The sequence below is a fragment of the Haemophilus parainfluenzae genome (assembly GCF_900638025.1).
Lineage (GTDB): Bacteria > Pseudomonadota > Gammaproteobacteria > Enterobacterales > Pasteurellaceae > Haemophilus_D > Haemophilus_D parainfluenzae_J.
In genome coordinates this window covers 1,712,488-1,724,168 of record NZ_LR134481.1, presented here as the reverse complement: position 1 = coordinate 1,724,168, position 11,681 = coordinate 1,712,488, and the positions used below count along the sequence as shown (strand labels likewise).

The following is an 11,681-nucleotide window of genomic DNA, read 5'->3' as shown; positions in this document are numbered from 1 at the left end:
AGGAACATTATGAGAGTTTTACATGTTTGCTCGGAGCTGTATCCCTTACTCAAAACCGGTGGACTTGCCGATGTTTTAGGGGCATTACCTTTTGCTCAAAAAGAAATTGGTATTGATACGCGTATTTTATTGCCAGCTTATCCAAAAATTTCAGCGGGTATTGAGAACACACATGTCGTGACAGAATTTGACAATTTTGCTGGTCATGTTGTATTGCGTTATGGCGAATACAATGGGGTAGGGATTTATCTGATTGATGCGCCACATCTTTATTGGCGAGAAGGGAATCCTTATCATGATACCGATTACAATGATTATGCCGATAACTATAAGCGTTTTGCTTTATTAGGCTGGGTGGGCGCAGAACTTGCGACAGGCTTAGATAGTTGGTGGCGAGCTGAAGTGGTGCATGCGCACGATTGGCACGCAGGTTTAGCTGCCGCTTATCTCTTTAATAAAGGTCGCCCTGCAAAATCGGTATTTACGATTCATAACCTAGCTTATCAAGGACAATTTGCACATCATCATTTACATGAGATTGGCTTACCAGAAGGGATGTTTCATGTTAATGGTTTAGAGTTATTTGGTCAAATCTCCTATTTGAAAGCGGGGCTTTATTATTCTGATATGGTGACAGCCGTTAGTCCTACTTATGCGAAAGAAATTACCACACCAGATTTTGCTTATGGGTTGCAAGGCTTATTAACGGGTTTACGTGAAGCTGGCAAGTTGGTGGGGATTTTAAATGGCGTAGATCAAGAAATTTGGCATCCAAGTTGTGATGCTTATATTCAGCATCATTACAAATTGAAATCCATTGCGGGCAAGAAGAAAAATAAAGCTGATTTACAAGCTTATTTCAATTTACCACAACAGCCAGATGCACTCTTATTTGTGATGGTGACTCGCTTAACGGAACAAAAAGGCGTGGATTTATTGATTGCGACAGCGGATGAAATTGTGAAACAAGGTGGTCAATTAGCGATTCTCGGTTCTGGTGCTAAACATTTGGAAGAGGGAATTTGTCAATTAGCACAACGTTACCCAGAAAATATCTCAGTAAAAATTGGTTATGACGAAGCACTTTCACATTTAATGGTTGCAGGCGGTGATGTGATTTTAGTACCAAGCCGTTTTGAGCCTTGTGGATTAACTCAATTGTATGGATTGCAATATGGCACATTGCCGCTTGTTCGTGCGACAGGAGGATTAGCGGATACAGTCACAAACTGTACAAGTGAAACCATTGAAGCGAGTACCGCAACAGGTTTTGTATTCCAGAAAGCCGAAGCTGATGATTTACGAAGTGCAATTCAGCATTCCTTTGCCTTGTGGCAAAAACAACGTGTTTGGGCGAGGATTCGTAATAATGCCATGGCACAGGATTTTAGTTGGAAAAATGCAGCCACTCAATATGAGCAGCTCTATTTAGGCATTTTAAATGCATAATTCAATGGATTGACTCCCTCTTCAAAATAATCGCCTTTGAAGGGGGAATTTTTGTTGTTTTTTTCATAAAAAAGCTTAAAATTTGTGCGATTTTTTATTGAGGTTTTACTTTCTATGATCATGGATAATTTTGATTCGCCATTTCTCTACAATCGACCAAGTCTTGATATTGAAGGCATGAAAAAAGCAATTGTTTATAAATTAATTTTCTTAATTGGTCGTTCACCAAAAGAGGCGAGTCAACGTGACTGGCTCAATGCAACTCTCCATGCGGTGCGTGATTTAGTGACAGAAGGTTGGATTACGACTGCACGCCAATCTCGTGCAGAAGAAACTCGCCGTGTTTATTATTTTTCTATGGAATTTTTAATCGGCCGTACACTTTCTAATGCGATGATCGCAGAAGACATTTATGATGTGGCACAAAAAGCCTTGGCTGAATTAAATGTTGATTTAGAAGAGATTATTGAAAAAGAAGTGGATCCTGGTTTAGGTAATGGTGGTTTAGGTCGTCTTGCTGCTTGTTTTATGGACTCACTGGCAACGTTAGCGATTCCAGCAATGGGGTACGGTATTCGCTATGAATACGGTATGTTCCGTCAAAAAATTGAAAATGGCCAACAAGTTGAGCGCCCTGATGATTGGTTAGAAAAAGGCGCACCTTGGGAATTTATGCGTCCATCAAAACGTTTTAGTATTGATTTTGGTGGTCACATTTATTTTGAAGGCAAAAAATGTATTTGGAATCCAGATGAAAAAGTGACCGCACTTGCATACGACCAAATGATCCCCGGTTATAAAAATGACTCGGCATCAACCTTACGTTTATGGTCTGCGCATGGTGGTGAGGTGTTTGATTTAGCCGAGTTTAACCGTGGTGATCACTTAGCAGCAGTTGCAACGCGTTCAGCTAACCAAAACCTTTCTCGTGTCCTTTATCCGGATGATTCTACTTGGAATGGCCGTGAGTTGCGTTTACGTCAAGAGTACTTCTTAGTATCAGCGTCTTTACAAGATATTCTCCATCGTCATTTTAGAATACATGGTACATTGGATAATCTTGCTGATAAAGTGGCGATTCACTTGAATGATACCCATCCTGCATTAGCCATTCCAGAGTTAATGCGTATTTTAATCGATTTACACGGTTATTCATGGCAACACGCTTGGGATGTGACTCGTCGTATCTTCTCTTATACTTGCCATACTTTAATGTCAGAAGCATTAGAAACCTGGCCGGTAGAAATGATGGCGAAAATCTTACCGCGTCATTTACAAATGATTTTTGAAATTAATGATCATTTCCTAGAGTATGTGAAAACTTATGTCACGACTGATATGGACTTTATCCGTCGCGTTTCACTGATCGAAGAAGGATATCAACGTAAAGTGCGCATGGGCTGGTTGTCTGTTGTCGGTTCACATAAAGTGAACGGTGTCGCAGCAATTCACTCAGATCTTATGGTTTCTTCTACTTTTGCTGATTTTGCACGTATCTATCCGGAACGTTTCACCAATGTGACAAACGGTATTACACCACGTCGTTGGCTTGCGGTAGCAAATCCGAAATTAGCGGCTTTATTTGATCAATATATTGGTTCTGAATGGCGTTGCGATTTAAGCCAAATTGAAAAACTTAAAGCGTTTACAGATAAAGGTGAATTTAAGCGTGCTGTTGCAGATATCAAATACGATAACAAAGTGAAATTAGCAGAATATGTGAAGAAAACACTTAACATCGATTTAGATCCGCATGCATTATTTGACGTTCAAGTAAAACGTATTCACGAATACAAACGTCAAATGCTTAATGTGTTACACATTATTGCTCGTTACAACGAAATGTTGGCACACCCAGAAAAAGATTGGCAGCCACGCGTATTTATTTTAGCGGGTAAAGCAGCTTCAGCTTACTATGCGGCAAAACAAACCATTCGTTTAATTAACGATGTCGCGAATGTCATCAATAACGATGAGCGCTTAAAAGGTCGTTTAAAAGTTGTATTTATCCCGAACTACAGCGTAAGTCTTGCACAATTAATCATTCCAGCAGCAGATATTTCTGAGCAAATCTCTCTTGCAGGAACAGAAGCATCAGGTACCAGTAACATGAAATTTGCCTTAAATGGTGCGTTAACATTGGGTACACTTGATGGTGCGAACGTTGAGATTTTAGATAATGTTGGTGAAGACCACATCTTTATCTTTGGTAATACGGTTGAACAAGTGGATGCATTACGTCGCGAAGGTTATCGTCCGTTTGATTATTATCAAAATGACGAGCAGTTACGCGAAGTCATTGATCAAATCATTCGTGGTGATTTCTCACCAGAAGAACCGAACCGTTATCACTCTCTCATTCAAGGTTTACAATACCACGATTATTATCAATCTTTTGCTGATTTTCGCAGTTATGTGAAAGCGCAAAAAGCGGTAGATAAAAAATATCAAGATCGTGATGTATGGATTGCAAGCACGATTCAAAATATAGTGAACATGGGCTTCTTCTCATCAGACCGTACGATTCTTGAATATGCGAAAAATATTTGGAAAATTGAGCCGTTAAAACTCGAGAAGTAAGTTCTTTTCCACTCATAGAAAACCCTGTCGGATTATTTCCACAGGGTTTCTTTTTATGCTAAAATCCACCGTCAAATTTATTGTTCATTCAGATTAGGAAAAAGTATGAAAGTTTTAGAAGGTGCGGTAGCTGCGCCAAATGCTAAAATCGCAGTAGTGATTGCTCGTTTTAACAGTTTTATTAATGAAAGTTTATTAGAAGGTGCGGTAGATGCATTAAAACGTATCGGCCAAGTGAAAGATGAGAATATTACAATCGTTCGAGCACCAGGTGCGTATGAACTTCCATTAGTAGCACGTCGTTTAGCTGAAAGCAAAAAATTTGATGCGATTGTAGCATTGGGTACAGTAATCCGTGGTGGTACAGCTCACTTTGAATATGTGGCTGGCGAAGCAAGCAGCGGTTTAGGTCAAGTCGCAATGCAAGCTGAAATCCCAGTAGCATTCGGTGTTTTAACCACTGAAAACATTGAACAAGCTATCGAGCGTGCAGGTACTAAAGCAGGTAATAAAGGTGCAGAAGCTGCATTAACTGCGCTTGAAATGGTGAATCTTTTACAACAAATTGATGCGGCATAATTCAAATGACAGAGAAAAAAGAACCTGTAAAAAAAGTATCGCCACGTCGTAGAGCGAGAGAATGTGCGGTTCAAGCATTATATTCTTGGGCGATTTCTGGTAATGCGCCAGAACAAGTGGAACTCACTTTCGTTGTGGATCAAGATTTAAAAGGTGTGGATAAACCTTATTTTAGCCGCCTTTTCCGTCAAACCGTTGCGAATGTAGAAGCCGTTGATTTTTCAATGAGCCATTATTTAGATCGCGCATTGGATGAATTAGATCCGATTGAAAAAGCGATTTTACGTTTAGCAGTTTATGAACTTCAATTTGAGCTAGATGTACCGTATAAAGTGGCGATTAATGAGGCAATTGAAGTGGCGAAAGTGTTTGGTGCAGATGAAAGCCATAAATACATTAACGGTGTATTGGATAAAGTCGCTCCTGCATTAGGTCGCAAATAATTATTCAAATGTAGGGTAGACAAATGTCTGCCCTTTGTTTTTTGGTGTGCAGATAAAATGAGTACAGGTGAATTTGATCTTATAGGGCGATATTTCTCAATACAACAAGGCAATCAACACTTTGTTGATTTCAGTATTGGGGATGATTGTGCGATCACTCATATTCCAGAAGGCTATCAGCTTGCGATCACCACTGATACAATGGTCGAGGGTACGCATTTTTTATCTTCTATTTTTCCCCAAGATTTAGCGTATAAAGCTATCGCGACAAATCTAAGTGATTTAGCTGCTATGGGCGCTAAACCTGCTTGGATTTCGCTTGCACTGACATTACCTGAAGTTGATGAAAACTGGCTAAGCCAATTTAGTCAAAGTCTGTTTGATACATTAAATCAATACGATGTGACGTTAATTGGTGGCGATACAACGAAAGGCCCACTTTCTGTCACCATTACGGCGCAAGGTTTCGTACCAAAAGGAAAGGCTTTATTCCGACATAATGCGAAGGTTGGCGATTTAATTTATGTATCTGGCACGTTAGGTGATAGCGCGGCGGGTTTAAATTGGATCTTACAAGGTAAAAGTGCGGTCGATTTTGATAGTGAATTTTTAGTAAAACGCCATTTTCACCCAACACCACGGGTTGAATTAGGCCAAGCATTAGTGAATGTAGCGCATTCATGCATTGATATTTCAGATGGTCTTGTCGCTGATTTAGGACATATTTTAACGAGAAGCCAATGTTCTGCGGAGATTGATTTATCCTTCTTACCTTTATCTACATCACTCAAAAAAACATATAGCTTAGAAAAAGCAGAAGCGTTTGCATTAAGTGGTGGGGAAGATTATGAGCTTTGCTTTACGATTCCCGCAAATAAAAAATCTGAGATTGAGAAGTTATCTCAATCGTTGAATGTACCTTGTTCTTGTATCGGAAAAATCGTTCCGCAAAATAGCAATCCGATTACTTTTTTAAAAGATGGATGTGTAATCAATTATCAAGCACCATCTGGCTTCGATCATTTTAAGGATAAATAATGAATAGTTCACCTCTTGATAAAGTTAGCTTAAAAAATCCAGTTCATTTACTTGCATTAGGTTTTGGTTCAGGACTCATTCGTCCTGCTCCGGGCACATGGGGAAGTTTAGCTGGAACGATTTTAGGTTCGGCATTATTAGCTTGTCTTGGACTAAAAATCTTCCTAATTTTGACTGCACTTTGCTTTGCTCTTGGCTGTTATCTATGCCAAAAAACCGCAGATGATATGGGCGTTCATGATCACGGTTCCATTGTTTGGGATGAATTTGTTGGGGTATTTATCGTGTTAGCCGCGATTCCAACTTTATCTTTACCTTGGATTGTCATTGCCTTTGTGCTTTTCCGTTTCTTCGATATTTTAAAACCTTATCCCATCCGTTATTTTGACCAAAAACTGGAAAGCGGTTTTGGGATTATGGTGGATGACGTTTTAGCGGCAGTTTATGCGGTTATCGTGATCGTGATACTACGTATTGTAGGCTTACCATGCTAAATTTGATGATTATTCATCTTGTGGGTTTACTTTCTCCAGGCCCTGATTTTTTCTATGTCAGCCGAATTTCTGCCATGAGTTCTCGTCGAGAAGCCATTGGTGGCGTGATTGGGATTACCATTGGTGTATTAATTTGGGCTACGGCTGCCGTTTTAGGACTTGCCATTATTTTTGCTACGATGCCAATTATTCAAGGCATTGTGATGATGCTTGGCGGATCGTATTTAGTTTATCTCGGAATTAAAATGGCAAAAGTAAGAACCAATGCAGTCTTTGATGAAAAGCAGAATACAAATGTGCCAAATCAATCAATCTTAACGAGCATTATGAAAGGCTTATTAGTCAATTTGTCTAATGCTAAAGTGGTGATTTATTTCAGCAGTGTGATGTCATTGGTTTTAGTGAATATTACCGAAACATCACAGATTTTGACCGCGCTAGCCGTGATTACCGTAGAAACTTTTTTATATTTCTACATCATTTCGGTGCTTTTCTCACGTTCTGTTGCAAAACAGTTTTATAGCCAATATAGTCGCTATATTGATAATGTAGCAGGGCTGATTTTTATTTTCTTCGGAATCTATTTAATTTATAGTGGTGTTCAACACGCTTTAATTTGATAAAAAAGGACAAAACATGACATTAAAAATTGCGATCGCCGGTGCTGGCGGAAGAATGGGGCGTCAATTAATTCAAGCCGTACATAATGCAGAAGGGGCTGAGTTAGGTGCCGCTTTTGAACGTAAAGGTTCCTCTTTAGTGGGGGCTGATGCTGGTGAGCTTGCTGGTATTGGTGCATTAGGTATAAAAGTATCAGATGATTTAAACGCAGAAAAAGATAACTTTGATTTGCTAATTGATTTCACGCGTCCGGAAGGCACGCTTGAGCATATCGCATTTTGTGTCGCTAATAACAAAAAGATGGTAATTGGTACTACAGGTTTTGATGATGCAGGTAAAGCCGCAATTCAAGCTGCATCAGAAAAAATTGCCATTGTATTTGCCTCAAACTTTAGCGTAGGGGTGAATCTGGTATTTAAACTATTAGAAAAAGCTGCCAAAGTGATGGGCGATTATTGCGATATCGAAATCATTGAAGCTCACCACCGCCACAAAGTAGATGCACCATCTGGCACCGCACTTTCTATGGGAGAACATATTGCGAAAACCCTTGGTCGTGATTTGAAAACGCATGGCGTATTTTGTCGTGAAGGCATTACAGGCGAACGCAAACGTGATGAAATTGGTTTCTCTACCATTCGTGCATCAGATGTCGTGGGTGAGCATAGTGTCTGGTTTGCGGATATTGGTGAGCGTGTTGAAATTGCTCACAAAGCATCAAGCCGTATGACATTTGCTAATGGCGCAGTGCGTGCAGGTAAATGGTTAGAAAAACAATCTCACGGATTGTTTGATATGACAGATGTGTTGGATTTGAATAATTTATAATTCTATTTCTAAATCACTTTCCACCCGACAACAACACAGCAAAATCTCATCGGGTTGAATAAAGGCAAGGGGCTCTTCAGCGTAGGAAACCTTGCCTTTTTTGATCTTAACGCGACAAGAACCACAATAGCCAGAACGGCATTGATATTCATGGTGAATTTGATGTTGTTCTAAAAAGTTAAGCAGAGAAGTTTGGTTATCGAAATCTAAGGTGATTTGGCGCTGAATAAGATGAATTTTCATGAAACAAAATAAAACAAAATTTTGCTCATTATAGAAGAAAGAGAAGTAAAACTCACGGCTCTTTTGTTGTAATATAGCGAGCTAATATTCATCATAAGGGAAGACCATGCGAACCTTTCTAAAATTAACGTGGATTTCAACCGCACTTTTATTAACGGCTTGTAGCACCATTTCAAAAGAGCCGGTTAAGCATATTGATATGTATGTAAAGCCTTATTACGATGCAAGAGATGGGCGACTTGAACAGATTAATGTGAACAAAGATATTGATGCGTTATTACTGAAAAATACACAAAAAGATTTTGAAAGTGCGGTCAATATTATTGAGAAAAAAGTGGATTTTGTTTCTCCGATGACAATGTTTGCACTTTCTGCTCGTGCTTATGATTTTGGCCTACGAGATGAAGCGGTAAAGTGGTTTTATCGTGGGCAAAATCGTTTAATCACCGCTTTATATGTGTTGGATTTAGATAAATTAACAGTATCGAATAACACAGCATTTGGGCAATTAGTGGGACAGCATGTTAATCCGTATGCGTTCTGTGATTTGAATAAGCAACACAAGGCGGCGCAAGATGCGATTGACTGGGCTAAAAATCATGCGTATCAGGTGGTGTTTTTACCTCAATTACCAAGCAAATATCAAGATAGAAAACAAGCGTTAAAAGAAGCTGAAGCAAAACTTGATACTCGTTTAGTTGAGCAAGATCGCTATTTTGCTCATCCTGAAAATAAAGCAAAATGGGAAAAAGAACGCCAAAATAACTTAGTTAATGAACGATTTTGTTGGTAATTTTAAAAATTTTAAAAATCTTAAGGTTGCTTAAGATTTCATTAAGATTTGTTGTGTTTAATAAGCATCAACAAGGCGGCAATGAGGATAATCCTTCGCTTTGCAACATGATTAATTTATGCTTAATTCTATTTAGGAGAACATGATGAAAAAATTTGCTTTAGCAACCCTTTTAGCTTTATCTACTTCAGCAGCATTTGCTGGTTTTACTGGTAATAATGCACAAAGTGGTTTCCAAGGTGGTAACCAAGGTCAACAACTAACTGTTAAACAAGCATTATCTGCAAAAGATGACTCAATGATTAGCTTAGTTGGTAAAATCACTCAACAAGTTGATGGTGATGAATATCTTTTCACTGATGGTACTGGCCAAATCAAATTAGAAATTAAAAACCGTGTTTGGAATGGCTTAAATGTAGGGCCTCAGGATAAAATTCGCGTTTACGGTAAATTAGATAATGAAGCTTTTGATAAAGCAGAGCTTGAAGTCATTAGCGTTGAAAAAGCGCAATAATTTATCTAATTTGAAGTGGTGGGCAAAAGCCCGCCATTTTTGCGTTTTGAGAAAGGTAAAAGTGCAGTCAAAATTATGCGAGTTTTATTAGTAGAAGACGATCCTCTGATCGGCAATGGTCTGCAAATTGGTTTAACAAAATCAGGCTTTATTGTAGATTGGTTTACCGATGGGCAAAGTGGATTACATGCCCTAATCGGCGCGCCTTATGATGCAGTGGTATTGGATTTAACACTACCTAAACTAGATGGTTTGGAGGTATTAAAACAATGGCGTTCAAGTAATCAAGATGTGCCCGTATTGATCTTAACTGCACGTGATACGTTGGATGAACGCATTAAAGGCATTCAACAAGGTGCTGATGATTATCTTTGTAAGCCCTTCGCCTTGGCTGAAGTGGTGGTGCGATTGCAGGCCTTGATTCGTCGTCGTTATGGGCAAGTGAATCCGCAAATTGAGCATGGCAATGTAAAACTTGATCCTGCTCAGCGTAAGGCTTGGTTGAATGAGGATGAAATTACATTAACCGGACGTGAATATAAATTACTCGAGCTTTTCATGCTAAATAAAGGGAGGGTGCTTTCACGAACAACCATTGAAGAAAAATTGTCAAATTGGGATGAAGAATTAAGTAGTGGTGCATTAGATGTGCATATTTATAATTTACGACAAAAATTAGGTAAGCAATTTATTCGAACAGTACATGGTGTAGGGTATGCATTAGGACAAGTTAATGAGAAATAAACGACTGAGTATCCGACTCTTAACCGGTTTAAGTTTGACCGCACTTTGTGTTTGGTTTGTGGCTACTGCTACAGCATGGTGTGTGGTTAAAAAAGAAGCAAAAGATGTTTTTGATGCCCAGCTAATTTTGTTTGCTGAACGTTTGGCAAATTCTGACTTGCAAAATATTTTATTGGATGAACAACAAGATTTTCCACGTGGCGGATTTAAAGCATTAAAGCGGAATTATGACGATGATGCATTAGCATTTGCTATTTTTTCTGATAAAGGTGAACAATTATTAACCGACGGGGATAATGGTGACAAGTTTATTTTTAAATTTCACCATGGCTTTAGTGAGAGCTATATTTTAGATGATGATGATATTTGGCGAATTTATTGGCAACCCGCAGGCAATGGTGAATTAGTGATTGCTGTAGGACAAGAATTGGAATATCGTGAAGAGTTAGTCAATAAAATGGTATTTAGTCAAACCGGTATCTGGTTTGCGAGTTTACCTATTTTATTATTAGTTGCGTTTGGGGTAATTTATCGTTCAGTAAAACCAATTCGGTGTTTAAGTCGTAATGTACAGCGACGTCAACCGGGAGATGTTTCTCTGTTAGAGACGGATGATATACCTATAGAAATTTTGCCATTGGTTAGTAATTTAAATCAATTTTTTGCACGTACCGAACAGCAATTAAAACGAGAGCGACGTTTTGTTTCCGATGCGGCTCATGAATTGCGTAGTCCATTGGCAGCATTGCGTATTCAAACGGAAGTTGCCCAATTAGCTGGTGATGATACAAAAACTCGTGAAATGGCGTTAATACATTTAACTCAAGGCATCGATCGTGCTAATCAATTAATTGAACAGCTCCTTACACTTTCTCGCTTGGATAATCTTAATGAATTAGATGAGCAGGCTCTAATTGATTGGTCAGAAATTATTACTTCATTAGTTAGCGAGTTATATTTTAATGCCTTGAATCATCAAATTGATTTGAGCTTTGATTATCAGCATTCGCCTCCGATTAAATTGGGTCAACCACTCTTATTGTCACAAATGTTACGTAATTTACTTGATAATGCTATTAAATATTGCCCCAAAGGAACAAAAGTTCGAGTCATTTTGCAACGAACCAAAATATTAATCGAAGATAATGGTGGAGGCGTTGAACCTGAAGAGTTAGCTAAATTAGGTCAACGTTTTTATCGACCAGCAGGACAAAATGAAAAAGGAAGTGGATTAGGACTATCGATTGTTGCAAGAATTGCAGAATTGCATCACTATCGTTTTTATTTAGAAAATATTGAATACCAAGGTAAAATCCAAGGCTTACGAGCTGTGATTGAGTTATAGTTAAGGGCGT

13 protein-coding genes are annotated in these 11,681 nt (G+C 38.7%); 12 read left to right on the top strand and 1 reads right to left on the bottom strand.

The window, feature by feature from the left end:
- The first annotated feature begins 9 nt into the window (after positions 1 to 9).
- The 8 genes from glgA to dapB all read left to right on the top strand — a co-directional run bounded on the left by glgA (position 10) and on the right by dapB (position 8,032).
- The gene (gene glgA / locus EL215_RS08660; RefSeq protein WP_126471537.1) at positions 10 to 1,449 is read left to right on the top strand and encodes a glycogen synthase GlgA; all 1,440 of its coding nucleotides are present in this window, start codon (positions 10 to 12) and stop codon (positions 1,447 to 1,449) included.
- 114 nt (positions 1,450 to 1,563) lie between these two features.
- Positions 1,564 to 4,029, top strand: a complete 2,466-nt coding sequence (locus EL215_RS08655) for a glycogen/starch/alpha-glucan phosphorylase (protein WP_126471536.1) — start codon at positions 1,564 to 1,566, stop codon at positions 4,027 to 4,029.
- A gap of 105 nt (positions 4,030 to 4,134) precedes the next feature.
- Positions 4,135 to 4,608, top strand: a complete 474-nt coding sequence (gene ribE / locus EL215_RS08650) for a 6,7-dimethyl-8-ribityllumazine synthase (protein ID WP_005695997.1) — start codon at positions 4,135 to 4,137, stop codon at positions 4,606 to 4,608.
- Between the two features lie 5 nt (positions 4,609 to 4,613).
- Positions 4,614 to 5,051 carry a transcription antitermination factor NusB gene (gene nusB, locus EL215_RS08645; RefSeq protein WP_126471534.1) on the top strand — a complete coding sequence of 146 codons (438 nt, stop codon included), beginning with the start codon at positions 4,614 to 4,616 and terminating at the stop codon, positions 5,049 to 5,051.
- A 57-nt stretch (positions 5,052 to 5,108) separates the two neighbouring features.
- A complete protein-coding gene (thiL, locus tag EL215_RS08640) occupies positions 5,109 to 6,089 on the top strand; it encodes a thiamine-phosphate kinase (protein WP_126471532.1) in 981 nt (326 codons plus the stop codon).
- Positions 6,089 to 6,583 carry a phosphatidylglycerophosphatase A family protein gene (locus EL215_RS08635; protein ID WP_164757078.1) on the top strand — a complete coding sequence of 165 codons (495 nt, stop codon included), beginning with the start codon at positions 6,089 to 6,091 and terminating at the stop codon, positions 6,581 to 6,583. Before thiL ends, EL215_RS08635 begins: the two co-directional genes overlap by 1 nt.
- Complete coding sequence (locus tag EL215_RS08630) at positions 6,577 to 7,203, top strand: LysE family transporter (RefSeq protein WP_126471528.1); 627 nt, start codon at positions 6,577 to 6,579, stop codon at positions 7,201 to 7,203. The genes EL215_RS08635 and EL215_RS08630 overlap by 7 nt, the downstream gene beginning before the upstream one ends.
- A 16-nt stretch (positions 7,204 to 7,219) precedes the next feature.
- Positions 7,220 to 8,032: a 4-hydroxy-tetrahydrodipicolinate reductase gene (gene dapB / locus EL215_RS08625; RefSeq protein ID WP_049365834.1), complete on the top strand. Its 813-nt coding sequence runs from the start codon at positions 7,220 to 7,222 to the stop codon at positions 8,030 to 8,032.
- Here dapB and yfaE read toward each other — a convergent pair.
- Positions 8,027 to 8,275 carry a class I ribonucleotide reductase maintenance protein YfaE gene (gene yfaE, locus EL215_RS08620; RefSeq protein ID WP_049355675.1) on the bottom strand — a complete coding sequence of 83 codons (249 nt, stop codon included), beginning with the start codon at positions 8,273 to 8,275 and terminating at the stop codon, positions 8,027 to 8,029. The genes dapB and yfaE overlap by 6 nt on opposite strands.
- Positions 8,276 to 8,381: 106 nt before the next feature.
- Between yfaE and EL215_RS08615 the strand changes: the two genes are divergently transcribed.
- The 4 genes from EL215_RS08615 to qseC all read left to right on the top strand — a co-directional run bounded on the left by EL215_RS08615 (position 8,382) and on the right by qseC (position 11,671).
- Positions 8,382 to 9,068: a hypothetical protein gene (locus EL215_RS08615; protein ID WP_126471526.1), complete on the top strand. Its 687-nt coding sequence runs from the start codon at positions 8,382 to 8,384 to the stop codon at positions 9,066 to 9,068.
- 145 nt (positions 9,069 to 9,213) lie between these two features.
- Complete coding sequence (locus tag EL215_RS08610; protein WP_049355677.1) at positions 9,214 to 9,582, top strand: NirD/YgiW/YdeI family stress tolerance protein; 369 nt, start codon at positions 9,214 to 9,216, stop codon at positions 9,580 to 9,582.
- Positions 9,583 to 9,657: 75 nt separating this feature from the next.
- Positions 9,658 to 10,326, top strand: coding sequence for a response regulator (locus tag EL215_RS08605; protein ID WP_126471524.1), 669 nt, complete (start codon positions 9,658 to 9,660; stop codon positions 10,324 to 10,326).
- The gene (gene qseC / locus EL215_RS08600) at positions 10,316 to 11,671 is read left to right on the top strand and encodes a quorum sensing histidine kinase QseC (RefSeq protein WP_126471521.1); all 1,356 of its coding nucleotides are present in this window, start codon (positions 10,316 to 10,318) and stop codon (positions 11,669 to 11,671) included. The genes EL215_RS08605 and qseC overlap by 11 nt, the downstream gene beginning before the upstream one ends.
- The last annotated feature ends 10 nt before the right edge of the window (positions 11,672 to 11,681 follow it).

Bases quoted from the DNA above. Each gene is read 5' to 3' on its own strand.
- EL215_RS08630 (WP_126471528.1), top strand. From the start codon at position 6,577: ATGCTAAATTTGATGATTATTCATCTTGTGGGTTTACTTTCTCCAGGC.
- EL215_RS08610 (WP_049355677.1), top strand. From the start codon at position 9,214: ATGAAAAAATTTGCTTTAGCAACCCTTTTAGCTTTATCTACTTCAGCA.
- EL215_RS08635 (WP_164757078.1), top strand. From the start codon at position 6,089: ATGAATAGTTCACCTCTTGATAAAGTTAGCTTAAAAAATCCAGTTCAT.
- qseC (WP_126471521.1), top strand. From the start codon at position 10,316: ATGAGAAATAAACGACTGAGTATCCGACTCTTAACCGGTTTAAGTTTG.
- dapB (WP_049365834.1), top strand. From the start codon at position 7,220: ATGACATTAAAAATTGCGATCGCCGGTGCTGGCGGAAGAATGGGGCGT.
- EL215_RS08615 (WP_126471526.1), top strand. From the start codon at position 8,382: ATGCGAACCTTTCTAAAATTAACGTGGATTTCAACCGCACTTTTATTA.
- glgA (WP_126471537.1), top strand. From the start codon at position 10: ATGAGAGTTTTACATGTTTGCTCGGAGCTGTATCCCTTACTCAAAACC.
- EL215_RS08605 (WP_126471524.1), top strand. From the start codon at position 9,658: ATGCGAGTTTTATTAGTAGAAGACGATCCTCTGATCGGCAATGGTCTG.
- EL215_RS08655 (WP_126471536.1), top strand. From the start codon at position 1,564: ATGATCATGGATAATTTTGATTCGCCATTTCTCTACAATCGACCAAGT.
- yfaE (WP_049355675.1), bottom strand. From the start codon at position 8,275: ATGAAAATTCATCTTATTCAGCGCCAAATCACCTTAGATTTCGATAAC.
- thiL (WP_126471532.1), top strand. From the start codon at position 5,109: ATGAGTACAGGTGAATTTGATCTTATAGGGCGATATTTCTCAATACAA.
- ribE (WP_005695997.1), top strand. From the start codon at position 4,135: ATGAAAGTTTTAGAAGGTGCGGTAGCTGCGCCAAATGCTAAAATCGCA.
- nusB (WP_126471534.1), top strand. From the start codon at position 4,614: ATGACAGAGAAAAAAGAACCTGTAAAAAAAGTATCGCCACGTCGTAGA.